Raw genomic sequence first — 25549 nt, 5'->3', positions numbered from 1 at the left:
AAAAAAGACCGCAGAAAACTAAACCAGACTCTTCAACCGATAAATCCACTCCAGCGCCTGACGCGGCGTCAGCGAATCCGGATCGAGATTTTCCAGTGCTTCTACAGCCGGAGATGTCTCTTCCGGCACCGCCAGCAGTGACATCTGCGTACCATCTATCTGCGTAGCTGCCGCATTCGGTGACAAACTTTCCAGCTCACGCAATTTCTGACGCGCGCGCTTAATCACCTCTTTCGGCACACCCGCCAGCGCGGCGACGGCCAGGCCATAGCTCTTGCTTGCCGCGCCGTCCTGCACCGTGTGCATAAAGGCGATGGTGTCGCCGTGCTCAAGCGCATCAAGGTGGACGTTAGCCACGCCTTCCATTTTCTCTGGCAGCTGTGTCAGTTCGAAATAGTGCGTCGCGAACAGCGTCAGCGCCTTGATTTTATTCGCCAGACTTTCCGCGCACGCCCAGGCCAGGGACAGGCCGTCATAGGTGGAGGTACCGCGTCCTACTTCGTCCATCAACACCAGACTGTTCTCTGTCGCGTTATGCAGAATGTTGGCGGTTTCGGTCATCTCGACCATAAAGGTAGAGCGACCGCTCGCCAGATCGTCCGCCGCACCCACACGGGTGAAGATACGGTCGACAGGGCCAATCTCAACCTTCTGCGCCGGAACGTAGCTGCCGATGTAGGCGAGCAGCGCGATAAGGGCTGTCTGGCGCATATAGGTACTTTTACCGCCCATATTGGGGCCGGTAATGATCAGCATCCTTCGCTGCGGTGACAGGTTCAACGGGTTGGCAATAAACGGCTCGTTCAGCACCTGCTCAACCACCGGATGGCGACCTTCGGTAATGCGAATACCGGGTTTGTCAGTAAAGGTAGGACAGGTGTAGTTCAGCGTTTCGGCGCGCTCGGCCAGGTTTACCAGCACATCCAGCTCGGCCAGCGCAGCGGCGCTCATTTGAAGGTCAGCCAGATGCGGCATCAGGATGTCGAACAGCTCGTCATACAGCTGTTTCTCCAGCGCCAGCGCTTTACCTTTCGACGTGAGCACTTTGTCTTCGTACTCTTTCAGCTCGGGAATAATGTAGCGCTCGGCATTTTTCAGCGTCTGGCGGCGAACGTAGTGAATCGGTGCCAGGTGGCTCTGCCCACGACTGATCTGGATATAGTAACCGTGTACGGCGTTGTAGCCGACTTTCAGGGTGTCGAGCCCCAGACGTTCACGCTCGCGGATTTCCAGCTTATCCAGATAATCCGTCGCGCCATCGGCCAGCGCACGCCATTCGTCCAGCTCTTCGTTATAACCCGGAGCAATAACCCCGCCATCCCGCACCAGAACAGGCGGCGCATCAATGATGGCGCGTTCCAGCAGTTCGCGAAGCTCGGTAAATTCGCCCATGGTTTCGCGCAGCTTTTGCACTGGCGCGCTGTCAATCTCTCCCAGCTGAGCGCGCAGTTCCGGCAACTGCTGGAAAGCGTGACGCATACGGGCGAGATCGCGTGGACGCGCGGTACGCAATGCCAGGCGCGCCAGGATACGCTCAAGATCACCCACCTGACGCAGCACCGGCTGCAATTCGGTGTAACGATCCTGCAATGCGGCAATGGTTTGCTGACGGCCAATCAGCGTTTCGGTGTTGCGGATCGGCATATGCAGCCAGCGTTTGAGCATACGGCTGCCCATGGGGGTAACCGTGCTGTCAAGAACCGACGCCAGCGTATTTTCCATGCCGCCAGCGAGGTTCTGCGTGATCTCCAGGTTGCGGCGCGTGGCGGCATCCATGATGATGCTGTCCTGCTGACGCTCCATGGTAATTGAACGGATATGGGGCAGGGCGGTACGCTGCGTATCCTTCACGTACTGCAACAGGCAGCCTGCGGCACATAGCCCGCGCGGTGCATTTTCCACACCAAAGCCAATCAAATCGCGCGTGCCAAATTGCAGGTTCAGCTGCTGGCGCGCGGTATCAATTTCGAACTCCCACAGTGGACGACGACGCAGGCCGCGGCGACCTTCAATCAGCGCCATCTCGGCGAAATCCTCTGCATAAAGCAGTTCTGCCGGATTGGTGCGCTGTAGTTCAGCCGCCATGGTTTCACGGTCAGCCGGTTCACTCAGGCGAAAACGACCGGAGCTGATATCCAGCGTGGCGTAGCCAAACCCTTTACCGTCCTGCCAGATCGCCGCCAGCAGGTTATCCTGGCGCTCCTGAAGCAGGGCTTCATCGCTGATGGTTCCCGGCGTCACGATGCGTACGACCTTGCGCTCAACGGGGCCTTTCGACGTGGCCGGGTCGCCAATTTGTTCGCAGATAGCGACAGACTCGCCCTGGTTCACCAGCTTCGCCAGATAGTTTTCAACCGCGTGATGCGGGATACCCGCCATCGGGATGGGCTCGCCTGCCGACGCGCCACGTTTCGTCAGAGAAATGTCGAGCAGCTGAGACGCACGTTTCGCATCGTCATAAAAAAGCTCGTAAAAATCGCCCATACGGTAAAACAGCAGAATTTCCGGATGCTGTGCCTTCAGCTTCAGGTACTGCTGCATCATTGGCGTATGCGCGTCGAAATTGTCGATTGTGCTCATGGAGTTATGATATCCATTTCTTTGAAAATATTACGCTTTGAGCGGCTCAATGGCCGATTGTTCCTTCTATTGTCGCATGAAAAAAAGGTGCGGCGCAGAAAAAAGTCACGACTTTACGAGGCATCTTCCGCTATTAATTCAATGATGATTTTTCCGTGCTCGACGCCCACCCGAACTTGCGAGTTGGTGGTAAATCCCGCTTGTTCAAGCCAGTCGCCTTTCAGGCTCAGCGCTGCGTGTACGCTGTAGCGTTTTGGAATTTTCGTTTTACGGTCTTCATGACGTTTTCTGAAGTAACCCACTTTTAAGTGCCGATAGGGTTTGGCGATCGCGATCTGTTGCATAAGCTCTCCGGTGAATGCGGTTATTTACACCTGTATAAAATACCAGTAAAACGCAGCGAGGGGAGGGGTAATTCTGGAAGGACGCTTCAGAAAACGGAATGCAATAACTGAAAATGTGCGGATAAAAAGGTATTATAAATACACTTTATTGTTGAGGACGACGTTATGTCCGGTAAACGTATTTCACGAGAAAAAAAGACGATCGCCAGAATGATCGCCCTGTACGAAAACAGGTGTCCACACGCCATAAAGGAAGAGGGGCGCTATTCGGCGCTTAAGGCTTATGCCGATAAGCGGCTGGATAAATGCGTATTTGGTGAGGAAAAACCTGCCTGCAAACAGTGCCCGGTGCACTGTTATCAGCCCGCCCGACGGGAAGAGATGAAGCAGGTGATGCGCTGGGCAGGGCCACGTATGTTATGGCGTCATCCGATTCTGACCATCCGACATCTGATCGACGATCGTCGTCCGGTTCCTGAATTACCGGAAAAGTATCGGCCCAAAAAATAACCGGCTCAGCGCCGCAGTGGACGACAAATCACGCTCAGGGCGACGGTGCGGCGCAGGCAGGCAGACAGAAAAAGAGCACCAAATATCCCTGCGCCAGCGCGGGAGCGATATGTACCCGCTGACGGAATGACGGGTTATTTCAGGCTCTCTTTATCGATTCCCAGACGCTTCATACGCGAGAGCAGGGTGGTACGCTTCAGCCCCAGCCGTTGCGCCGCACCTTTCGGTCCGGCTACCACGCCGTTGGTCTCCTTCAGCACTCGCATAATGAGCTGATATTCATCTTCTCCCTCTTTCGCAAGCTCGCTTGCGGCCACGGTCGTTTCAGAGAGAGTAACCTCTGGCAGGGAGAGCTGGAGCACGTTCCCGCGCGTCAGCAGGACCGCGCGCTCAATGACGTTTTCCAGCTCGCGCACGTTCCCCGGCCACTCCATCGCCGAAAGGGTGCGTAGCGTTTCGGCAGGAATACTGTCGATATTTCGCCCCATCCGGCGGGCAATCTTCGCGGTAAAGGCTTTCACCAGCAGCGGAATATCTTCCGGGCGTTCGCGCAGCGGCGGCAGGCAGATCGGGAAGACGTTCAGACGATAGTAAAGATCGCTGCGAAACTCGCGGTCGGCGACCATTTTTTTCAGATCGCGGTTGGTGGCGGCAATCAGACGCACGTCGGTCTGGATCAGCTTGTTGCTACCGAGGCGCTCGAACTCCTGCTCCTGCAAAACGCGCAGCAGCTTAGGCTGAAGCTCCAGCGGCATATCGCCCACTTCGTCGAGGAACAATGAGCTTTTATCCGCCAGTTCAAAACGGCCCAGCCGCTGGCTGCTGGCGCCGGTAAACGCGCCGCGCTCGTGGCCGAACAGGTCGCTTTCCAGTAAGCCCGCAGGCATCGCCGCGCAGTTCATCTTCACCATCCGGCGGCTGTTGCGGTTGCTCAGGTTGTGGATCGCCCGGGCAATCAGCTCTTTCCCTGTGCCGGTTTCACCGAGGATCAGCACCGTGCTGTCGCTCTGCGCCACCATCTCCACCTGCTTGAGGATGTTGTACATGGCATCGCTGCGTCCGATGATTTCGCCAAACTCGCTGTCCACATTGTTGAGCTGCTCGGTCAGCGCCAGGTTTTCGTCCACCAGCCGTTCTTTCAGACGGTGGATCTCCTGATAGGCGAGGGCGTTATCCAGCGCAATGGAGATACGTTCGGCGATCTGGCGCAGCAGCTTCAGGTTGGCGGTGGTAAATACGGCTTCATCGCACTGCGCCAGTTTAAGCACGCCGAGCATGGTGTTGCCGGACATCAGCGGCAGCAGGCACAGGGTCTGGATCTTGTTGCCCCAGGTGTTAAACAGCATCCGCTCGTAGGGCGCTACCGGATCCTGCTCGCTGAGGTTTAACAGCAGGATCTCTTTGCTTTTAAATACCCGTTCAGACAGGGTTCCCGCTTCGTCCACTTCGCTTTGCTCGTGCGCCGGGTTAGCTTCGTCGAGGTAGTGGGTGGAGTAGATGTTCAGCTTGCCCTTACGGTTGCCGCGCAGCGCAATGCTGATAGCATCGATCCTGAAATAGTGATGGATCTCTTTGGCGACTTCGCTCACCAGTTCGTCCATATCGAGACGCGACAGCACGGCATTGGTGATGGCGACCAGAATGCGGAAATTATCGCGCTCGCGGCTCAACAGGTCGTAATCCACGTTATTGGTGACGCGGCTTTGGATCTGCTCTGCCACGACGGCCACAATTTGCGTGAAGGTATGCAACCGCTCGTACTCCGCCTCGGTCCAGGGCTGGTCGTTATTACGGATAAACTCGCAGCCGCCAAAAATTTGCCCTTCCACCGCCAGCGGCAGCATGCTGTAGTGGCCGAACGGGTGGTAAAGGTTGCACTCTGCCAGCTTCGGCCAGGCCTGGCGAAACTGGTCAAAATTGCAGTGCAGCGCTTCCGGGCGGGAGAGAATACGTCGCACCGGACCGTGGGCCAGAAACGTTTCATCTTCATATTCGAAGATTTTGCCGTTATCACGCGTTGAGAAATAGCTCGCGCGGTGGGTTGCGCTATGCCAGAGCACAATGGCGGCGCTGTCCGCCAGCGCTGATTGCCTGACCAGCCGCGTCAGGGCATCGCTCAGCGCGCCGAGGTCGGGCTGTTGTAAAAGTGTGCGCGTGATGTCAAACAGGCCCTGCTGTCCAAGATCGCTCATCGGTGTATACGGCATTATTGCTTTCCAATAGAAACTGGCAAAAAAGAGACATTCAGCGCTGACCGCTTTTGGCGCGGTCTAGCAAATTCGGGGTAACGGTTCAGCGTGCGGCAGATCCAGCGTGCGCTTCACGCCGTAAAGCCCGGTCAGGCGCACCCCTTTGCGCTCAACCACGTCGCCGATGATGGCCGCGTCTTTCCCTAAGGGATGTGCGCGCAGTTGTTCAAGTACGGCTTCCGCCGCCGTGCGTTCCACGCCGATCACCAGCTTACCTTCGTTGGCAAAGTTAAGCGGGTCTAGCCCTAATAGCTCGCACAGCCCGCGTACAGCAGGCTTAACGGGCAGGCCGCGCTCGGTCAGTTCAATTCCACAGCCGCTGCTTGCGGCAAATTCGTGTACGACGGCATTCACGCCGCCTCGCGTGGCGTCGCGCAGGGCTTTTACACCCGGCATGTCGCGCAGCGTCTGGATCAGCGGCGTGAGTACCGCGCAGTCACTGTGCAGCTCGCCATCCAGCCCTAAGCCTTCGCGCAGGTTCAGGATGGTTGCCCCGTGGCAGCCCAGCGTGCCGCTGACAATCAGCACGTCGCCTGCACAAAGCTGCTGCGCGCCCCAGTGAATGTCGGCGGGGATCGCCCCCATTCCGGCGGTGTTAATGAAGAGCTTATCCGCCGCGCCGCGCTGCACCACCTTGGTATCCCCGGTCACGATGGCGATCCCCGCCTCGCGGGCGGTGTGCGCCATGCTGTTGACCACCGCCGTGAGCGTTTCCATCGGTAACCCTTCTTCGAGGATAAACCCGCAGGAGAGGTAGCGGGGGATCGCGCCGCTGACGGCCACGTCGTTTGCCGTGCCGCAGACGGCGAGCTTGCCGATATCGCCGCCCGGGAAGAACAGCGGGTCAATCACGTAGCTGTCGGTAGAGAACGCCAGCCTGTCGCCGTGGGCGGTCAGGGCCGCGAGGTCAATACGCGCCTGATCTTCCTGCTCGGCGAGCCAGGGGTTGTTAAAGGCTTCCATGAACAGCCTGTTAATCAACTGCTGCATCGCCTGTCCACCGCTTCCGTGCGCCATTTCCACCGTGTTCATGCTTCACACTCCTGGTTGCGATAGTGATACCACGCGGCGCATGCCCCTTCGGAAGAGACCATCAGCGCGCCAAACGCGGTTTGCGGGTTACAGGCGTTGCCAAATAACGGGCAGTGATGAGGTTTGCATTTGCCGGTGAGTACGTCGCCACAGCGGGCGCGGGGATCGTCGCACACCTTCTGCGGCTGCGGGCGGAAATGCGCTTCGGCGTCGAAGGCGCGATACGCGGGCGTCAGGTGTACGCCGGATTCGGCAATCAGCCCCAGTCCGCGCCACTCGCTGTCGCCTTCGACGCTAAACACGTCGGCTATCGCCTGCTGTGCCCGTCTGTTACCTGCATCGGGCACCACGCGGCGATACTGATTTTCCACCACACTCAGGGCCGCTATTTTCTGCTCAACCAGCATGGTCACGCCTTGCAGTAGATCAAGTGGCTCGAAACCAGCCACCACTAACGGACGATTGTACTGTTCAGCGATAAAACTGTAGGCTTCTGTGCCGATCACCATGCTGACGTGTCCTGGTGCCAGGAAGGCGTCGATGCCGTTGTCCGGCGCTTCAAGCAGGCTACGCAGCGTGGGAATAAGCGTGATGTGCTGGCAGAAAAAGTAAAAGTTAGTGACGTTGCGGGCTTTCGCCTGCTGGAGAGTGATAGCGGTGGCGGGCATGGTGGTTTCAAAACCCAGCCCGAAAAAGACCACCTTACGCTCAGGATTAGCCATCGCCAGCGTCAGGGCATCCATCGGTGAGTAGACGATCCGCACGTCCGCGCCGCGCGCCTTCGCCTGGAGCAGCGAGCCATTTTTTCCCGGTACGCGCATGGCGTCGCCAAAGGTGCAAAAAATCACACCGGGGCGGCTGGCGATGTCGAGACAGCTGTCGATGCGCCCCATCGGCAGCACGCACACCGGGCAGCCGGGGCCGTGGATAAATTCGATGTTCTCCGGCAGCAGCTGGTCGAGGCCAAATTTGAAGATGGCGTGGGTGTGTCCGCCGCACACCTCCATGATCCGCAGCGGTTTTTCTTTCGTGTAGTCCAGCAGGGACGCGCGGGTTTTCAGGCGATCGATAAGCTGCAACACCTGCTCAGGCGCGCGATATTCATCAACGTAACGCATGTGTTATCGTTCCTCACCATACAGCAGGGCACCCACGTCCGGCTCAACGTCGAACATATTCTGTAGCGCGTCCAGCGTGTCGCGGGCTTCTTCCTCATTAATCACGCTCATGGCAAACCCCACGTGGACCAGCACCCACTGGCCGAGACGCGATGCGCCGGTCTCATCGTGGCTGCCCACCAGCGTCAGATCGACATCGCGCAGGATGCCGCAGACCTCCACTTTGGCCTGATTGCCGACGATAGAATGAATTTGTCCGGGGACGCCTATGCACATCGTTCGCTCTCCAGCCAGTTCAGCCAGGCGTCCATCCCGTCGCCGCGCGTGGCGGAAACCAGCAGGATCTCAATGTCCGGGTTCACTTCCCGGGCGTAAGCCAGGCACTTATCCACGTCGAAATTCAGGTACGGCAGCAGGTCGACTTTGTTCAGCAGCATGAGGGAGGCGGCGGCAAACATATGTGGATACTTCAGCGGCTTGTCTTCCCCTTCGGTCACGGAGAGCACCGCCACTTTATGCCGCTCGCCGAGGTCGAAGCTTGCCGGGCAGACTAGGTTGCCGACGTTTTCAATGAACAGGATGCCGTTGTTCGCCAGCGGCAGGCGCGGGGCGGCGTCGGCAATCATCTGCGCATCCAGGTGGCAGCCCTTGCCGGTGTTGACCTGAATCGCGGGCGTACCGGTTTCGCGGATGCGCGCCGCGTCGTTTACCGTTTGCTGATCGCCTTCGATAACGGCGCAGGAGACTCGTTTATTCAGTCGTTTGAGGGTTTCGGTCAGCAGGGTGGTTTTACCGGAGCCGGGGCTGGAGACCAGGTTCAGTACCAGCTGTTGACGGGCGGCAAAGCGGGCGCGATTGCGAGCGGCGAGCTGGTTATTTTTGTCCAGCACATTGATCTCCACCTCCAGCATCTCGCGCTGGCTGATGCCCGGCGCGTGGGTGCCTGCTTCGCCGTGGCCGTAATGCAGGTCGCCCGCGTCTGAACGCTGCGGCGCAAAGGTGATGCCGGTCAGTGCCGCCGCGGGACGCGGGGCAGGAGAAAAGGGTGCGGAGCGAAACGCGGAGTGGGGACGGTGTTCATCCCCTTCTATATACAGGTTGCCTTCAGCGCAACCGCAGGTACTACACATACATTACTCCTTCTCGATTTCGAGGCGTTGGATCTGCATACCGTCATCCGCCACGATGCGCAGCCCGCTGCTCTGGCACTGCGGACAGCGCTGTACCTTCGATGACAGCAGCGTGACGTACTGCTGACACTGCTCGCACCAGCACTCCGCCTGCTGCTCCTCGATATGCAGTGCGCAACCCTCCGCCAGCGTGCCGCGGCACACCAGCTCAAAACAGAAGGTGAGGGCGCTGGTCTCGACGCAGGAAAACGCCCCGACCTTCAGCCAGACGCCAGTCACGCGCTTCGCATGGTTCTGCACAGCCTGCTGTTCGATAAGTTCCAGTGCCCGCTGGCAGAGGGTGATTTCGTGCATGACGCCTCCTTAATGAATTGCCCCTTTAATGCAATAACAGTGCCAGCTTGATTTGCGTTACGGCGTGACGATGTCAACGCTGTCGAAATGACACGTCGACACCGCAGCGGTGACAGTGCGCATCTCTTTAAAATCCATTTAAATCAATAAATTAAAAACTGGCACGAAATCTGCTTAACAGCCGCTAACTCCATTAACCGGATACCTTTTATGACTATTTGGGAAATTAGCGAAAAAGCGGATTACATCGCGCAACGTCATCAGCAGCTTCAGGATCAGTGGCACCTCTACTGCAACTCTCTGATTCAGGGGATCACCCTGTCAAAAGCCCGTCTGCACCATGCCATGAGCTGCGCGGCGCAGGGGGATATGCGCTTTGTGTTGTTTGGTCACTTCACGATTTTTGTCACCCTGGCGGAGAGCTTCAACAGCCACACCATTGAGTATTACGTTGAGACAAAAGAGGGTGAAAAACAGTGTATTGCGAAAGCCCAACTGATGGCCGACGGCATGGTGGACGGTCACGTCAGCACCCGCGATCGCCAGCAGGTGCTGGAGCACTATCTGGAGAAAATCGCGCCGGTTTATAACGGCCTCTACGCTGCCGTTGAGCACGATCAGCCGATCAACCTGAAACAGCTGATCGACGGAAAATCCTCCGCGAACGTGGCCTGAAGAGCGAGTGTCGAGAAGTGTCGATAAGACAGTTTTTTTTCGTCAAAAATGACCATCACCAGAGGATGACCCGGTGAACCGTTTTGTAATTGCTGACTCGACGGTCTGTATTGGCTGTCGAACCTGTGAGGCGGCGTGCTCGGAAACGCACCGCCTGCACGGGCTACAGTCCATGCCGCGCCTGCGCGTCATGCGTAATGAGAAAGAGTCTGCCCCGCAGCTCTGTCACCACTGTGAAGACGCGCCATGCGCAGGCGTCTGTCCCGTCAATGCCATCACCCGCGTTGACGGCGCGGTACAGCTGAACGAAAGCCTGTGCGTGAGCTGCAAGCTGTGCGGCATCGCCTGTCCGTTCGGTGCCATTGAGTTTTCCGGCAGCCGTCCGCTGCATATTCCGGCGAATGCCAACACCCCGAAAGCGCCGCCTGCGCCACCGGCACCGGCACGCGTGAGCACGCTGCTGGACTGGGTGCCGGGCATTCGCGCCGTCGCGGTGAAGTGCGACCTGTGCAGCTTCGATGAACAAGGTCCGGCCTGCGTGCGCACCTGTCCGACCAAAGCGTTAATTCTGGTTAATATTCGCGACATCGCCCGCACCAGCAAACGCAAGCGCGAGCTGACCATCAATACTGACGTCGGCGATCTTTCGCTGCTGCGGGCGCTTAACGAGGGGGCGAAATGAACGCGATAGTTATGATGACCAGCGGCGTGGCCTGGTTTGCCGCCGCCGCTGTCCTGGCGCTGCTCCTCTCCTTCCATAAAACGCTGAGCGGCTGGATCGCCGGTATCGGCGGGGCGGTCGGCAGCCTGATGACGCTGGCGGCGGGCGGCGTTGTCCTGATCGACGGCCAATCCGTCGACACCCTCATCCCGCTGATTCACCACGCCGTTGAGCTTACGCCGCTAAATGCCATCTGGCTGGTCACCTTTGGTCTGTGTGGGCTGTTTATCAGCCTGTTTAATATCGACTGGCACCGCCATCAGCATACCAACGCCAACGGCCTGCTGGTCAACCTGTTGATGGCCGCCGCGGTCTGCACTGTTGTCGCCAGCAACCTCGGCGCGCTGGTGGTGATGGCTGAAATCATGGCCCTGTGCGGCGTGTTCCTGACCGGATGCAGCGCCTCCGGCAAGCTGTGGTTTGCGCTCGGACGACTCGGCACGCTGCTGCTGGCGCTGGCCTGCTGGCTGGTGTGGCAGCGTTTCGGCACGCTGGACTTTGCCGTGCTTAACGGCCAGCCGCTGGGGAATGACGTCTGGCTGTTGGGCGTAGTCGGTTTTGGCCTGCTGGCCGGGATTATCCCGCTGCACGGCTGGGTGCCGCAGGCGCATGCCAATGCCTCGGCCCCGGCTGCCGCGCTGTTCTCCACCGTGGTGATGAAGGTCGGTCTGTTCGGCATCCTGACGATAACCCTGACGGGCGGCCAGCCGCCGCTGTGGTGGGGCGTGGCGCTGCTGATTGCCGGGATGATCACCGCATTTGTCGGCGGGCTGTACGCCCTGATGGAGCATAACATCCAGCGCCTGCTGGCGTACCACACCCTGGAGAATATCGGCATCATCCTGCTCGGCATGGGCGCGGGTGTCAGCGGGCTGGCGCTCAACCAGCCGGCGCTGATTGCCGCCGGGTTTATTGGCGGTCTGTATCACCTTATCAACCACAGCCTGTTTAAAAGCACCCTGTTCCTCGGCGCGGGCAGCGTCTGGTTTCGCACCGGGCACCGCGATATTGAAAAGCTCGGCGGGATTGGCAAAAAAATGCCCGTCATTTCGCTGGCGATGCTGGTCGGGCTGATGGCGATGGCCGCGCTTCCACCGCTGAACGGCTTTGCCGGGGAGTGGGTGATCTATCAATCCTTCTTCGCGCTCGGCCAGAGCGACGCGTTTATCGCGCGGCTGCTCGGCCCGCTGCTGGCGGTTGGGCTGGCGATTACCGGGGCGCTGGCGGTGATGTGTATGGCGAAGGTTTACGGCGTCACCTTCCTGGGCGCGCCGCGCACCCGCGAAGCGGAAAACGCCTGTTGCGCCCCGGTGCTGATGGCCACCAGCGTGGTCGCGCTGGCGCTGTGCTGTATCGCAGGTGGGGTTGCCGCGCCGTGGCTGCTGCCGCTTCTGGGCCACGCCATTCCGCTGCCGCTGGCTACGGCGCATACCGTCGTGTCCCAGCCGATGATGGCGCTGCTGCTGATTGCCGCGCCGCTCCTGCCGTTCGTGCTGATGCTGTTCTTCAGACGCGACCGTCTCGCCTCCCGCTCGCGCGGCGCGGCGTGGGCCTGCGGCTACGAACACGAGCAGTCGATGGTCATCACCGCCCACGGTTTCGCCATGCCGGTGAAGGAGAACTTCGCCGCCGTGCTGAAGCTGCGCCACTGGCTGAACCCGGTGGGCTGGGTGCCGGGCTGGCAGAGTGCCGCCGTGCCCGTGCTGTTCCGCCGCCTGGCGCTGATCGAGCTGGCGGTGCTGGTGGTGATTGTCATTTCACGAGGAGCCTGACATGAGTTTGTTACTGGCAATTCTTCAGGCGCTGGTGCTGTTTGCCGCCGCGCCGCTGCTGTCGGGCATCACGCGCGTGGCGCGCGCCCGGCTACACAACCGTCGCGGGCCTGGCGTGCTCCAGGAGTACCGCGATCTCTTCAAGCTGCTCTCCCGTCAGAGCGTCGCGCCGGATGCCGCAGGTTGGGTGTTCCGCCTGACGCCGTTCGTGATGGTCGGCGTGATGCTGACCATCGCCACCGCGCTGCCGGTAGTGACGGTGGGCTCGCCGCTGCCCGTGCTTGGCGATCTGATTACGCTGATCTACCTCTTCGCCATCGCGCGTTTCTTCTTTGCGATTGCGGGCCTGGACACCGGCAGCCCGTTTACGGGTATCGGCGCCAGTCGCGAGGCGATGCTCGGCGTGCTGGTTGAGCCAATTCTGCTGCTGGGGCTGTGGGTCGCCGCGCAGGTTGCTGGCTCGACCCACATCAGTTTCATCACCGACACCGTTTACCACTGGCCGGTTTCACGTTCGCTCCCGCTGGTGCTGGCGCTCTGCGCCTGCGCGTTCGCCACCTTTATCGAGATGGGCAAGCTGCCGTTCGATCTCGCGGAAGCGGAGCAGGAATTGCAGGAGGGGCCACTCACCGAGTACAGCGGCTACGGCTTTGCGGTGCTGAAGTGGGGCATCAGCCTCAAGCAGCTGGTGGTGTTGCAGATGTTCGTCGGCGTTTTCTTCCCGTGGGGGCAGATGACGCACTTCTCTGCGGGCGGCCTGCTGCTGGCCGTTGTGGTGGCTGCGCTCAAGCTGCTTATCGGCGTGCTGGTGATTGCCCTGTTTGAAAACAGCATGGCGCGCCTGCGTTTTGTCGAAACGTCACGCATTACCTGGGCTGGTTTTGGTTTTGCATTTTTAGCGTTCGTCTCCTTGCTGGTGGCGTGATTAAAGAGAGTGTTTATGTCTGAAGAAAAGAAAGGTCAGCAGTATCTCGCCGCGTTGCATCAGGCTTTCCCGGGCGTGGTGCTGGAGGAGTCATGGCAAACCAAAGACCAGGTAACCGTCACCATTAAGGTGAACTACCTGCCGGAAGTGGTGGAGTTTCTTTACTACCAGCAGGGCGGCTGGCTGTCGGTGCTGTTCGGCAACGACGAGCGTCAGCTGTGCGGCAACTATGCGGTGTACTACGTGATGTCGATGGAGCAGGGCGAGAAGTGCTGGCTCACCGTGCGCGTCGAAGTTGACCCGAACAAGCCGGAGTACCCGTCCGTCACGCCGCGCGTACCCGCCGCCGTCTGGGGCGAGCGCGAAGTGCGCGACATGTACGGCCTGGTGCCGGTTGGTCTGCCTGACGAGCGTCGTCTGGTGCTGCCGGACGACTGGCCGGATGAACTCTATCCGCTGCGCAAGGACAGCATGGACTACCGCCAGCGTCCGGCCCCGACAACCGACAGCGAAACCTACGAGTTCATCAACGAGCTGGGCAGCAAGAAGAATAATGTGGTGCCGATCGGCCCGCTGCACGTCACCTCTGACGAACCGGGCCACTTCCGCCTGTTCGTCGACGGCGAAAACATTATCGACGCCGACTACCGCCTGTTCTACGTCCACCGCGGCATGGAGAAGCTGGCGGAGACCCGCATGGGCTACAACGAAGTCACGTTTCTTTCTGACCGCGTGTGCGGCATCTGCGGCTTTGCCCACAGCACCGCCTACACCACCTCGGTGGAGAACGGCATGGGGATCGTGGTGCCGGAACGCGCGCAGATGATCCGCGCCATTCTGCTGGAGGTGGAACGCCTGCACTCACACCTGCTGAACCTCGGCCTGGCCTGCCACTTCGTCGGCTTTGACTCCGGGTTTATGCAGTTCTTCCGCGTGCGTGAGGCATCAATGAAGATGGCGGAGATCCTCACCGGGGCGCGTAAAACCTACGGCCTGAACCTGATCGGCGGGATCCGCCGCGACCTGCTGAAAGATGACATGATCCAGACCCGCCAGCTGGCGCAGCAGATGCGCCGCGACGTGCAGGAGCTGGTGGACATGCTGCTCAGCACGCCAAACATTGAGCAGCGCACCGTCGGGATTGGTCGTCTTGACCCGGAAATCGCCCGCGACTTCAGCAACGTCGGTCCAATGGTGCGCGCCAGCGGCCACGCCCGCGACACCCGCGCCGATCACCCGTTCGTCGGCTACGGCCTGCTGCCGATGACCGTGCACAGCGAGCAGGGCTGCGACGTCATCTCCCGCCTGAAGGTGCGCATCAACGAGGTGTTTACTGCGCTGAACATGATCGACTACGGCCTCGATAACCTGCCGGGCGGCCCGCTGATGGTGGAAGGCTTCACCTACATTCCAAACCGCTTTGCCCTCGGATTCGCCGAAGCGCCGCGCGGGGATGACATTCACTGGAGCATGACCGGCGACAACCAGAAGCTCTACCGCTGGCGCTGCCGTGCGGCGACCTACGCCAACTGGCCAACCCTGCGCTACATGCTGCGCGGTAACACCGTCTCTGACGCGCCGCTGATCATCGGCAGCCTCGACCCGTGCTACTCCTGCACCGACCGCATGACCGTCGTGGACGTGCGCAAGAAGAAAAGCCAGGTGGTGCCGTACAAAGAGCTTGAGCGCTACAGCATCGAGCGTAAGAACTCGCCGCTGAAATAAGGACTCGTCATGTTTACCTTTATCAAAAAAGTGATCAAAACCGGCGCGCAGACCAGCAGTTATCCGCTGGAGCCGATGCCGGTGGATAAAAACTTTCGCGGCAAGCCGGAGCACAACCCGCAGCAGTGCATCGGTTGCGCGGCCTGCGTCAACGCCTGCCCGTCGAATGCCTTAACGGTGGAAACGGACCTGAAAACCGGCGAGCTGGCCTGGCAGTTTAACCTCGGGCGCTGCATCTTCTGCGGCCGCTGCGAGGAGGTCTGCCCGACGGTAGCCATTCGCCTGTCTCAGAAGTACGAGCTGGCGGTGTGGAAAAAAGAGGATTTCCTCCAGCAGTCGCGCTTTGCGCTGTGCAACTGCCGCGTCTGCAAGCGTCCGTTCGCCGTGCAAAAAGAGATCGACTACGCCATCGCGCTGCTGAAGCACAACGGCGACGTGCGTGCGGAGCATCACCGTGAAAGCTTCGAAACCTGCCCGGAGTGCAAACGTCAGAAATGCCTGCTGCCGTCTGACCGCATCGATTTAACCCGTCATATGAGAGAGGCCAGCTGATGGAAAACTTACTCGGCCCGCGCGACGCTAACGGCATTCCGGTACCGCTGACGGTGGAGGAGTCCATCGCCAGCATGAAGGCGTCGCTGCTGAAAAAAATCAAACGCTCGGCCTACGTCTATCGCGTGGACTGCGGCGGCTGCAACGGCTGTGAGATCGAAATCTTCGCCACCCTGTCGCCGCTGTTTGACGCCGAACGCTTCGGCATCAAAGTGGTGCCGTCCCCGCGCCACGCGGATATCCTGCTGTTCACCGGCGCGGTCACCCGCGCGATGCGCTCGCCTGCGCTGCGCGCCTGGCAGTCTGCGCCGGATCCGAAAATCTGCATCTCCTACGGCGCCTGCGGCAACAGCGGCGGCATCTTCCACGATCTTTACTGCGTCTGGGGCGGCACCGACAAAATCGTGCCGGTGGACGTTTACATTCCGGGCTGCCCGCCGACGCCCGCCGCCACGCTGTACGGTTTTGCCATGGCGCTCGGCCTGCTGGAGCAGAAGATCCACGCCCGCGAGCCGGGCGAGCTGGACAACCAGCCAGCCACTCTCCTGCACCCGGATATGGTGCAGCCGCTGCGGGTGAAGATCGATCGCACGGCGCGCAGGCTGGCGGGTTACCGCTATGGCCGTCAGATTGCCGACGATTATCTGCGCCTGCTGAGCCAGGGCGACCATCAGGTGGCGCGCTGGCTGGAGGCCGAGAACGATCCGCGTCTCAATGAGATCGTGGCAAACCTGAACAGTATTGTGGATGAGGCGCGTATCCGATGAGTGAAACGGTGGTGTTCAGCCAGCTGAGCCGTAAGTTTATTGATGAGAACGATGCCACGCCGGATGCGGCGCAGCAGGTGGTCTATTACAGCCTGGCGATTGGGCACCACCTCGGGGTGATCGACTGCCTGGAGGCGGCGCTAAGCTGCCCGTGGCCCGAGTACCTGGCGTGGATCGCCACGCTGGAGGAGGGCAGCACGGCGCGGCGCAAAATGGAGGGCGTGCCGAAGTACGGTGAGATCGTTATCGACGCCAACCACATTGCGATGCTCGCCAACGCCTTTGACGCGGCGCTGAGCGTACAAAACCCGGCGCAGAAGGCGTGGAGCAAAACGCTGCTCGGCATGCTGCACGATATTCATCAGGAGAGCGCCATCTACCTGATGGTGAGGAGATTACGTGACTGACGTTTTACTGTGTGTCGGCAACAGCATGATGGGCGACGACGGCGCGGGCCCGCTGCTGGCGGAGATGTGTGCCGCGAACCCGCCGGGCAACTGGGTGGTGATTGACGGCGGCAGCGCGCCGGAAAACGACGTGGTGGCCATTCGCGAGCTGCGCCCGGACAGGTTGTTAATCGTCGATGCCACCGATATGGGGCTCAACCCCGGCGAGATCCGCCTGATTGACCCGGACGACATCGCCGAGATGTTTATGATGACCACCCACAACATGCCGCTGAACTACCTGGTGGATCAGATTAAAGACGACGTGGGTGAGGTGCTGTTTCTGGGCATTCAGCCGGACATCGTCGGGTTTTATTATCCGATGACGCCGCCGGTGAAAGAGGCGGTGGACGTGGTGTATTCACGGCTTGCCGGGTGGGTTGGGGACGGGGGTTTTCAGCCCCTCACCCCGGCCCTCTCCCCAGAGGGGAGAGGGTGAAAACCGCATCGAGCAGTTTGTAGGCCGGGTAAGGCAACGCCGCCACCCGGCAAAACAGGCTACGCCAGATCCGCCCCGTTACTCGCAATCACCTTCTTATACCACCAGAACGATTTCTTGCGTTTTCGATCCAGCGTGCCGTTCCCGGCGTCGTCGCGGTCGACGTAGACAAATCCATAGCGCTTGCTCATCTCCCCGGTTGAGGCCGAGACCAGGTCAATGCAGCCCCAGGTGGTGTAGCCCATCAGCGGGACGCCGTCCTCAATCGCGTCACCCATCGCACGGATATGCTCGCGCAGGTAGCTGATGCGGTAGTCGTCGTTGATCTCGCCGTTTTCATCAATGACGTCCTTCGCCCCGAGGCCGTTTTCCACCAGGAACAGCGGCTTCTGGTAGCGGTCATACATCATGTTCATGGTGATGCGCAGCCCGAGCGGGTCGATGCCCCAGCCCCACTCGCTCACCTGAATATGCGGGTTGCGCAGGGACTTCACGATGTTCGCCGCGCTGGTGTTGCCCGCGTTCATATCCGCCGACGCGCAGCGCGAGGCGTAATAACTGAACGAGACAAAGTCGACGGTGTTTTTCAGCAGGTCGTCGTCGCCGGGGTCTTTCACAATCACCACCCCTTTCTCGCGGAACACGCGGGCGGAGTAGGCTGGATAGCTGCCGCGCGCCTGCACGTCGATAAAGAACAGGTTCTCGCGGTCTTTCTCCAGTGCCATCCACACGTCTTCCGGCTTGCAGGAGTAGGGGTAGAAGTTACCGCCCGCCAGCATGCAGCCGACCTGGTTTTCCGGGTTCACCTCGTGGGCGATTTTGGTCGCCAGCGCGCTCGCCACCAGCTCGTGGTGCGCGGCCTGGTATTTCACCTGGTCTTCGTTTTCCCCTTCCTCAAACACCAGCCCCGCGCCGGAGAACGGGCTGTGCAGCATGATGTTGATTTCGTTGAAGGTCAGCCAGTATTTCACCAGCCCGTTAAACGCCTCGAAGCAGGTGCGGGCGTAGCGGGCGAAGAAATCCACCATCTTACGGTTGCGCCAGGAGCCGTACTCCGTCACCAGGTGCATCGGCACGTCGAAATGGCAGAGCGTCACCAGCGGCTCGATGTTGTACTTTTTGCACTCCTCGAACACCGCGCGGTAGAAGGCAATGCCCTCCTGATTTGGCAACGGTTCGTCGCCGTTCGGGTAGAGGCGGCTCCAGGCAATCGAGGTGCGGAACACCGTAAAGCCCATCTCCGCCATCAGGGCAATGTCTTCTTTGTAACGATGGTAAAAATCAATCGCCTCGTGGCTCGGGTAAAATTCGTCGTCACGCAACGAAAACCGTTTTTCCTTGCCGACTTTTACCGCCAGACGGTTTGCGCCGTGGGGGATCATATCGACCGTTGTCAGTCCTTTGCCGCCTTCACGGTAAGCCCCTTCACTCTGGTTGGCGGCAAGCGCGCCGCCCCATAAAAATCCTTGTGGAAAAACAGACATTCTTACCTCGCTTTCAGTTTATGCTTCTGCTGCTTTGTTCTGTACCGGTGCGGTTTGCAGGGCGCGTGCTTTTTCGGCTTCGTCTTCTACCGGGATATCTTCAAACCCTAACAGCAGGGTCAGCACGAACGACAGCACCACCGCCAGACCCATCACACCAAACACCCAGACGATGGTCATCGGGTTGGCCGGGTCGAAGAACTGCACGCTGGTGAACAGCCCCGGCGCCGCCATGGAGTGGCTGGCAAGACCGGCCATGCCGGCCACCGCGCCGCAGATAAAGCCGCTGATCAGGCTCGCAATCAGCGGACGTTTCAGACGTACCGCCACGCCGTACAGGGCCGGTTCAGAGATCCCCGCCATGATGGCGGAGGCCGCAGCCGCCAGCGCCGTCTGGCGCAGCTCCGGGTTTTTGGTTTTCCACGCCACCGCCAGCGACGAACCGCCGAGCGACAGGTTGGCGCCGATTTCCGACGGCATCACCATCCCTTCTTTGCCCGTTTCGGCAATGGTCTGGATGATGGTCGGCGTAAACACGCGGTGCATCCCGGTCATCACCAGCAGCGGCCACAGCGCGCCCATAATGGCAACGGAGAGCCAGCCCAGATAGCCGTGAATGGTGTAGACCAGCGCGGAGATGGCGCTACCGATCCAGATCCCGAGCGGGCCAATCAGTACGATGGCGAGCGGGGCGGCAATCAGCACGATCAGCATCGGCTTCAGGAAGTTTTTGGTCACCGCCGGGGTGATGCGATCCACCCAGCGTTCGATATACGACAGGCACCAGGTCATCACCAGGGCCGGGATAACGGTATAGGTGTATTTCACCGCCGTAACCGGAATTAAGGCAAATTCTACATGCTCGCCCTGCGCCGCTTTCGCCATCAGCTCGATAAAGCTCGGATGAACCAGTACGCCCGCAATGGCTATCGCCAGGGACATGTTGGTTTTGAACTTCACCGCTGCGGAAGCCGCCACCATCAGCGGCAGGAAGAAGAACGCGCCGTCGCCGATAACGGTCAGGATCGTCAGCGTCGGGTCACCTTTGCCCAGCACGCCGGTCATCTCAAGGATCATCGCCAGCAGCTTGACCATCGACCCGCCGATGATCGCTGGGATCAGCGGAGACATGGTGCCGATCAGTGCGTCGAGGATCCCGGCGCCAATCCGGCGCAGCGTAAGCTTCTGTGGACCTTCCGCTACGGCAGGTTGCAGGTTGGCGGGCAGCAGGCTCACCACTTCACGGTATGCCTGGGATACGGTGTTGCCGATGATCACCTGGCACTGGTTGTCGTTGCGCACCACGCCGAGCACGCCGCTGATGCTTTTCAGACGCGCGGCGTCGGTAAGGCTTTCGTCTTTCAGAACGAAGCGCAGGCGCGTCATGCAGTGGGTGACGGCGACGATGTTCTCTTTACCGCCCAGCGCGCTAACCACGTCATTTGCCAGCGCAGCGTAATTTTTTGCCATCGGATGTGATCCTGTTATCGTTGTGAGAAGTGTAGGAAACCGGTTTCACATAATCATCATGAGTTTCTTTTAATGAAACAAGACCACTTTTTATGCATTTTTTCGTTTCGTGATGACGATCACTCGTGGCCGTATAAAGCGTGATAACGCCGCTGCGACAATTTTTCTGCGGTGAAGTACACTGCGGCTCATCAGATTTGAATGGAATAACACTATGACCACGATGCTGGAAGTGGCGAAGCGGGCAGGCGTGTCGAAAGCGACGGTCTCCCGGGTGCTGTCGGGGAACGGTTACGTCAGCCAGGAGACGAAAGACCGCGTGTTTCAGGCCATCGAAGAGAGCGGGTATCGCCCCAATCTGCTGGCGCGAAACCTGGCGACCAAACGCACCCAGACCCTGGGGCTGGTGGTGACAAACACCCTGTACCATGGGGTCTACTTTAGCGAGCTGCTGTTTAACGCCGCGCGGATGACGGAAGAGAAGGGGCGTCAGCTGATCCTGGCGGACGGCAAGCACAGCGCCGAAGAGGAGCGCGAGGCGATCCAGTACCTGCTCGACATGCGCTGCGACGCGGTGATCATCTACCCGCGTTTTCTGAGCGTGGAAGCGCTGGACGAAATTATTGAGAAATGCGAGCAGCCGATTATGGTGCTCAACCGCCGTTTGCGGAAAAACAGCAGCCACAGCGTCTGGTCCGATCATAAAGCGTCGTGTCAGGACGCAGTATCGCAGTTGATCGCGAAAGGCCACCGGGAGATTGCGTTTATCACCGGTTCGCTGGATTCCCCCACCGGCGTGGAGCGTCTTTCCGGCTACAAGGACGCGCTGGCGCAGCACGGCATTGCCCTGCGTGACGCGCTGATCGCCGAAGGGAAGTGGAGCCCGGCCAGCGGCGCGGCGGCGGTCTCTCAGCTGCTCACCCGCGGCGAAACGTTTACCGCGCTGGTGGCGAGTAACGACGATATGGCGATTGGCGCCATCAGGCAGTTGCACGAGAGCGGCGTCGCCACGCCGGGCGCGGTGTCCGTCATCGGCTTTGACGACGTGGCAATCGCGCCCTATATCGTGCCGTCCCTCTCCAGCGTGCGTATTCCGGTAACGGAGATGATCCAGGAGACCATCAGCCGCCTGATCTTCATGCTCGACGGCGGTGAGTTTAAGCCTCAGCAAACTTTTTCCGGCGAGCTTATCCTGCGCGGCTCCGTCATTGACGGCCCGCATCGCTGACGTCGACATCTGTCATCGTCACAAATGACGATGACAGATCCTCTTCTTTTTTATTTCGCTTTAAAATCAATGTATTAAATATTGGCACGGTTTATGAATAGCTTCGCGCATAACAGTTATGCCGGAGAAGCAGATGAACCGTTTTATTATGGCCGATGCCAGCAAATGCATTGGTTGCCGTACCTGTGAAGTGGCGTGCGTGGTGTCCCATCAGGCGGAGCAGGATTGCGCCTCCCTGACCCCCGACACCTTCCTGCCGCGCATCCACGTCATTAAAGGCGTGAATATTTCCACCGCCGCTATCTGTCGCCAGTGCGAAGACGCGCCGTGCGCCAACGTCTGTCCGAACGGGGCGATTAAGCGCGAGAAAGGCTTCGTGCATGTGATGCAGGAGCGCTGCATCGGGTGCAAAACCTGTGTGGTGGCGTGTCCGTATGGCGCGATGGAGGTGGTCGTTCGCCCGGTGGTGCGCAACAGCGGTATCGGGCTCAGTGTGCGCGCGGAGAAAGCCGAAGCCAATAAATGTGACCTCTGCTACCACCGCGACGCCGGTCCGGCGTGTATGGAAGCCTGTCCGACGCATGCGCTGGTCTGCGTCGATCGCGATAAGCTCGAACAGATGAGTGCCGAAAAACGCCGCCGTGCGGCGTTCGACACCTCGTCATCGCTGCTGTTTTAAGCTGCAATGCGCGTTAACGGCGTACAGCTTCGGGTGCGCGGCAAGGTGCAGGGGGTAGGATTTCGTCCCTTCGTCTGGCAGCTTGCACACCAGCTGGGGCTGGCGGGCGACGTGTGCAACGACGGAGAGGGTGTCCTGGTGCGTCTCGCGGGTAGTGGGGGTGACTTTACCGCGAGACTGCGCCAGGACTGCCCACCGCTGGCGCGCATCGATCGCGTTGAAACGCAGCCGTACAGCTGGAATACGCTGCCGGACGAGTTTGTCATCCGCCACAGCGAGAGCGGGGCGATGGATACGCAAATCGTCCCGGATGCCGCCACCTGTCCCGCATGCCTGGCGGAGATGCGCGATCCGCGCGAGCGCCGTTATCGCTACCCGTTTATCAACTGCACCCACTGCGGGCCGCGGTTTACCATTATCCGCGCCATGCCCTATGACCGCCCGGCCACGTCAATGGCGCCATTCCCGCTCTGTGTGCCCTGTGAAACGGAGTACCGCAACCCGGCTGACCGGCGTTTTCACGCCCAGCCGGTGGCCTGCCCGGACTGCGGGCCGCAGCTGGAGTGGCAAGCCGGGGATGCTGCCACCACCCGCGAATCGGCGTTAAGCGCGGCGGTGGAGAGATTGAAAAACGGCGGGATTGTGGCGGTCAAAGGGCTGGGCGGATTTCACCTGGTCTGCGACGCGCTTAACCCACAGGCGATTCGGAAATTGCGGGCACGCAAGCAGCGCCCGACCAAGCCGCTGGCGGTAATGATCCCGCATGCGAACGATCTGCCGGAGGCCATCCAGACGCTGTTAGGTTCACCCGCTGCGCCGATTGTGCTGACGCCAAAAGCCTGCCTTCCTGCGTTTCCTGAGGAGATTGCGCCGGGGCTGAATACAATTGGCGTGATGCTACCTGCGAACCCGCTCCAGCATTTGCTGATGTTGGACTGCCAGCGCCCGCTGGTGATGACCTCCGGCAACCTCAGCGGCCATCCACCCGCCATAAGCAACCAGCAGGCGCTGGAAGAACTCAGTGACATCGCTGACGGCTTCCTGCTGCACAACCGCGACATCCTGCAACGGATGGATGATTCAGTAATGGATCGGGACGGTGCGATGCTGCGTCGCGCACGCGGTTTTGTGCCGGATGCCATCACATTGCCCGCCGGATTCCGCGACATCTCGCCCATGTTATGCACCGGCGCGGAGATGAAAAATACCTTCTGCCTGGTACGTGGCAACCAGGCGGTGCCGAGCCAGCATTTTGGCGATCTGAGCGACGAGGGCGTAGAGGCGCAGTGGCGCAGTGCGCTCTCGACGATGCAGGACATCTACGCCTTCCAGCCAGAGCGTGTGGTGTGCGATGCCCATCCGGGATATCACGCCCGACAGTGGGCCCGGACGCAGGCGCTGCCCGTTGAGACCGTGCTGCATCATCATGCGCATGCGGCAGCGTGTCTGGCGGAGAACGGCTGGCCGCTCGACGGCGGGGATGTTATTGCCCTGACGCTGGACGGGATCGGCATGGGCGAGAACGGCGCGCTGTGGGGCGGCGAGTGCCTGCGGGTGAACTATCGCGACTGCGAACGGCTGGGCGGTCTGCCAGCCGTTGCGCTGCCGGGGGGCGATCTGGCGGCAAAACAGCCGTGGCGCAATTTGCTCGCCCACTGTCTGGCGTTCGTACCTGACTGGCAGCAGTACCCGGAAACGGAGGCGGTACAGCGTCAAAACTGGCCGCTGCTGGCAACGGCGGTGTCGCGCGGTATCAATGCGCCGCGGGCCTCCTCCTGTGGTCGTATGTTCGACGCCGTGGCCTGTGCGCTGGGCATTGAAACGCAACGCTATGAGGGCGAAGCCGCGTGCCGGCTGGAGGCGCTGGCCGAACACTGTGCAGGGGTTGATCATCCGGTGACGCTCAAGACGGATAACCTTGCGCTGTTCTGGCAGCAGTGGCTGGCCTGGCGGGCGGAGCCCGGCGAGCGCGCCTGGGCCTTTCACGATGCGCTGGCAAAAGGGCTGAGCGAACTGGCGGCAACGCATGCCCGCCGACGGTCGCTCTCTACGGTGTGCTTCAGCGGAGGTGTCCTTCACAACCGCCTGCTACGCGCGCGCTTTCGTCATTACCTTTCTGATTTCACGCTTCTTTTTCCTTCGTGCCTGCCCGCAGGCGACGGAGCGATCTCCTTCGGGCAGGCGGTGGTTGCTGCCGCCCGATCATGTTCACAAAGGATTTAAAATGTTACGACTTTTACGCAATGAACCTCGTGCAGCGTGCCTGCTGCTGGCTCTGGTGATGGCTAACCTGCTGGCCTGGGGGCTGGCGTGGCACACCTTTAGCGGCAGTACGGCGCTGATGGCGGCCAGCCTGCTGGCCTGGTGTTACGGACTGCGTCATGCGGTGGATGCCGACCATATCGCCGCGATTGATACCGTGACGCGTAAGATGATGCAGCAGGGCAAGCGCCCGTCCGGCGTGGGCGCATGGTTTTCCCTCGGACACTCCACCATCGTGGTGCTGGCCTCCATTGCCATCGCCGCCACCGCCACGGCGTTTCAGAAAAATATGGAATGGTTCCACGAAACCGGCAGCCTGATTGGCACCGCCGTCTCCGCCACCTTCCTGCTGGCGATGGCGCTGGTGAATATGGTGATCCTGCACGGCGTCTGGCGCAGTTTTCAGGCACTGAAACACGGCAGGCCCGTGCAGGGCGACATCACGCTGCCTGCCCAGGGTGGCGTCATGAACTGGCTGTTCGGCAAAACCTTCCGCCTCGTCAACAGGAGCTGGCAGATGTATCTGGTGGGCTTCCTGTTTGGCCTCGGCTTTGACACTGCCACCGAAATCGGCGTGCTGGGGATCTCCGCCGCCAGCGCCTCCAGCGGGATGTCGGTGTGGTCGATCATGATCTTCCCGGCGCTCTTCGCCAGCGGCATGGCGCTGGTGGATACGCTCGATAACCTGCTGATGGTGGGTGCCTATGGCTGGGCGTTTAACAAGCCACAGCGCAAGCTGTACTACAACATGACCATCACCGGCACTTCGGTGGTGGTGGCGCTGTTTATCGGCGGGCTGGAAGCGCTGGGTCTTCTGATGGACAAGTTCGCCCTCAGCGGCGGCGTGTGGGATCTGATTGGCGCGGTGAACGATAACCTGGGCGACGCCGGGTTTGTGGTGGTCGGGCTGTTTGTCGCCTGCTGGCTGATCTCGATGGCGAATTACCGCTGGCGCGGTTATGACGCGCTGGTGGTGCGGTCCTGAACCACGCAGCCCTGTTTTTGCCCGGCGGCGCTACGCTTGCGCGGGCCTACAAGGTTTACCGTTATGGTGTTAAGTAGGCCGGGTAAGCGGAGCGCCACCCGG

The 25549-nt window shown here is 60.2% G+C and carries 24 protein-coding genes; 14 read left to right on the top strand and 10 right to left on the bottom strand.

Going from position 1 to position 25549, the window contains the following annotated elements; all coding sequences use genetic code 11:
* Positions 1–18: 18 nt before the first annotated feature.
* Together mutS and L3069_RS17645 are read right to left on the bottom strand one after the other, a co-directional pair.
* Positions 19–2580 carry a DNA mismatch repair protein MutS gene (gene mutS, locus L3069_RS17650; RefSeq protein ID WP_022649176.1) on the bottom strand — a complete coding sequence of 854 codons (2562 nt, stop codon included), beginning with the start codon at positions 2578–2580 and terminating at the stop codon, positions 19–21.
* Between the two features lie 113 nt (positions 2581–2693).
* Positions 2694–2924: a SymE family type I addiction module toxin gene (locus L3069_RS17645; protein WP_022649175.1), complete on the bottom strand. Its 231-nt coding sequence runs from the start codon at positions 2922–2924 to the stop codon at positions 2694–2696.
* A gap of 165 nt (positions 2925–3089) precedes the next feature.
* Here L3069_RS17645 and L3069_RS17640 point away from each other — a divergent pair, with 165 nt between their 5' ends.
* On the top strand, positions 3090–3434 hold the full coding sequence (locus tag L3069_RS17640; RefSeq protein ID WP_038416596.1) for a nitrous oxide-stimulated promoter family protein: 345 nt from the start codon (positions 3090–3092) through the stop codon (positions 3432–3434).
* Positions 3435–3568: 134 nt separating this feature from the next.
* Here the strand turns inward: L3069_RS17640 and flhA are convergent, their stop codons facing one another.
* The 6 genes from flhA to hypA all read right to left on the bottom strand — a co-directional run bounded on the left by flhA (position 3569) and on the right by hypA (position 9317).
* Positions 3569–5641: a formate hydrogenlyase transcriptional activator FlhA gene (gene flhA, locus L3069_RS17635; protein ID WP_038416595.1), complete on the bottom strand. Its 2073-nt coding sequence runs from the start codon at positions 5639–5641 to the stop codon at positions 3569–3571.
* Positions 5642–5704: 63 nt separating this feature from the next.
* Entirely contained in the window at positions 5705–6715 is a 1011-nt protein-coding gene (gene hypE / locus L3069_RS17630) for a hydrogenase expression/formation protein HypE (protein WP_023298473.1), read from the bottom strand.
* On the bottom strand, positions 6712–7833 hold the full coding sequence (gene hypD, locus L3069_RS17625) for a hydrogenase formation protein HypD (RefSeq protein ID WP_038416594.1): 1122 nt from the start codon (positions 7831–7833) through the stop codon (positions 6712–6714). The genes hypE and hypD overlap by 4 nt, the downstream gene beginning before the upstream one ends.
* A gap of 3 nt (positions 7834–7836) precedes the next feature.
* On the bottom strand, positions 7837–8109 hold the full coding sequence (locus L3069_RS17620) for a HypC/HybG/HupF family hydrogenase formation chaperone (protein WP_038416593.1): 273 nt from the start codon (positions 8107–8109) through the stop codon (positions 7837–7839).
* Positions 8100–8963 carry a hydrogenase nickel incorporation protein HypB gene (hypB, locus tag L3069_RS17615; protein WP_023298470.1) on the bottom strand — a complete coding sequence of 288 codons (864 nt, stop codon included), beginning with the start codon at positions 8961–8963 and terminating at the stop codon, positions 8100–8102. Before hypB ends, L3069_RS17620 begins: the two co-directional genes overlap by 10 nt.
* A 3-nt stretch (positions 8964–8966) precedes the next feature.
* Positions 8967–9317 (bottom strand): hydrogenase maturation nickel metallochaperone HypA, encoded by a 351-nt coding sequence (gene hypA / locus L3069_RS17610; protein ID WP_022649168.1) that lies wholly within the window; start codon positions 9315–9317, stop codon positions 8967–8969.
* Positions 9318–9527: 210 nt separating this feature from the next.
* On the opposite strand from hypA, the gene hycA reads away from it, so the two are divergent.
* The 9 genes from hycA (at position 9528) to hycI (ending at position 17339) form a co-directional block, all read left to right on the top strand.
* A complete protein-coding gene (gene hycA, locus L3069_RS17605) occupies positions 9528–9992 on the top strand; it encodes a formate hydrogenlyase regulator HycA (protein ID WP_022649167.1) in 465 nt (154 codons plus the stop codon).
* A gap of 73 nt (positions 9993–10065) precedes the next feature.
* Positions 10066–10674: a 4Fe-4S dicluster domain-containing protein gene (locus L3069_RS17600; RefSeq protein ID WP_022649166.1), complete on the top strand. Its 609-nt coding sequence runs from the start codon at positions 10066–10068 to the stop codon at positions 10672–10674.
* A complete protein-coding gene (gene hycC, locus L3069_RS17595; protein WP_038416592.1) occupies positions 10671–12485 on the top strand; it encodes a formate hydrogenlyase subunit 3 in 1815 nt (604 codons plus the stop codon). Before L3069_RS17600 ends, hycC begins: the two co-directional genes overlap by 4 nt.
* A gap of 1 nt (position 12486) precedes the next feature.
* Positions 12487–13410, top strand: coding sequence for a respiratory chain complex I subunit 1 family protein (locus L3069_RS17590; protein ID WP_032625965.1), 924 nt, complete (start codon positions 12487–12489; stop codon positions 13408–13410).
* A 15-nt stretch (positions 13411–13425) separates the two neighbouring features.
* Positions 13426–15135, top strand: coding sequence for a formate hydrogenlyase subunit HycE (gene hycE / locus L3069_RS17585; protein WP_022649163.1), 1710 nt, complete (start codon positions 13426–13428; stop codon positions 15133–15135).
* A gap of 9 nt (positions 15136–15144) precedes the next feature.
* The gene (locus L3069_RS17580; RefSeq protein WP_038416591.1) at positions 15145–15687 is read left to right on the top strand and encodes a formate hydrogenlyase complex iron-sulfur subunit; all 543 of its coding nucleotides are present in this window, start codon (positions 15145–15147) and stop codon (positions 15685–15687) included.
* A complete protein-coding gene (locus tag L3069_RS17575; RefSeq protein WP_022649161.1) occupies positions 15687–16454 on the top strand; it encodes an NADH-quinone oxidoreductase subunit B family protein in 768 nt (255 codons plus the stop codon). The genes L3069_RS17580 and L3069_RS17575 overlap by 1 nt, the downstream gene beginning before the upstream one ends.
* Positions 16451–16861, top strand: coding sequence for a formate hydrogenlyase maturation HycH family protein (locus L3069_RS17570; RefSeq protein WP_038416590.1), 411 nt, complete (start codon positions 16451–16453; stop codon positions 16859–16861). Before L3069_RS17575 ends, L3069_RS17570 begins: the two co-directional genes overlap by 4 nt.
* The gene (gene hycI, locus L3069_RS17565) at positions 16854–17339 is read left to right on the top strand and encodes a hydrogenase maturation peptidase HycI (RefSeq protein WP_022649159.1); all 486 of its coding nucleotides are present in this window, start codon (positions 16854–16856) and stop codon (positions 17337–17339) included. Before L3069_RS17570 ends, hycI begins: the two co-directional genes overlap by 8 nt.
* A 59-nt stretch (positions 17340–17398) precedes the next feature.
* On the opposite strand, the gene L3069_RS17560 is transcribed toward hycI, so the two are convergent.
* Both L3069_RS17560 and ascF read right to left on the bottom strand, forming a co-directional pair.
* Positions 17399–18823: a 6-phospho-beta-glucosidase gene (locus tag L3069_RS17560; protein WP_023298466.1), complete on the bottom strand. Its 1425-nt coding sequence runs from the start codon at positions 18821–18823 to the stop codon at positions 17399–17401.
* Between the two features lie 18 nt (positions 18824–18841).
* Positions 18842–20293, bottom strand: a complete 1452-nt coding sequence (ascF, locus tag L3069_RS17555) for a PTS cellobiose/arbutin/salicin transporter subunit IIBC (protein WP_022649157.1) — start codon at positions 20291–20293, stop codon at positions 18842–18844.
* Positions 20294–20507: 214 nt separating this feature from the next.
* Between ascF and L3069_RS17550 the strand changes: the two genes are divergently transcribed.
* From L3069_RS17550 to L3069_RS17535, 4 genes are all read left to right on the top strand, one after another.
* The gene (locus L3069_RS17550) at positions 20508–21521 is read left to right on the top strand and encodes a LacI family DNA-binding transcriptional regulator (protein WP_038416589.1); all 1014 of its coding nucleotides are present in this window, start codon (positions 20508–20510) and stop codon (positions 21519–21521) included.
* A 133-nt stretch (positions 21522–21654) separates the two neighbouring features.
* Positions 21655–22200, top strand: coding sequence for an electron transport protein HydN (hydN, locus tag L3069_RS17545; protein WP_017382793.1), 546 nt, complete (start codon positions 21655–21657; stop codon positions 22198–22200).
* A 6-nt stretch (positions 22201–22206) separates the two neighbouring features.
* The gene (gene hypF, locus L3069_RS17540) at positions 22207–24423 is read left to right on the top strand and encodes a carbamoyltransferase HypF (protein WP_126509569.1); all 2217 of its coding nucleotides are present in this window, start codon (positions 22207–22209) and stop codon (positions 24421–24423) included.
* A gap of 1 nt (position 24424) precedes the next feature.
* Positions 24425–25447 carry a HoxN/HupN/NixA family nickel/cobalt transporter gene (locus tag L3069_RS17535; protein WP_038416587.1) on the top strand — a complete coding sequence of 341 codons (1023 nt, stop codon included), beginning with the start codon at positions 24425–24427 and terminating at the stop codon, positions 25445–25447.
* Positions 25448–25549: the final 102 nt, after the last annotated feature.

Origin of the sequence: Enterobacter cloacae complex sp. ECL411, assembly GCF_021869665.1 — a bacterium.
In the GTDB taxonomy this organism is placed as follows: Bacteria; Pseudomonadota; Gammaproteobacteria; order Enterobacterales; family Enterobacteriaceae; genus Enterobacter; species Enterobacter intestinihominis.
This window is presented reverse-complemented; position numbering and strand designations above follow the sequence as displayed.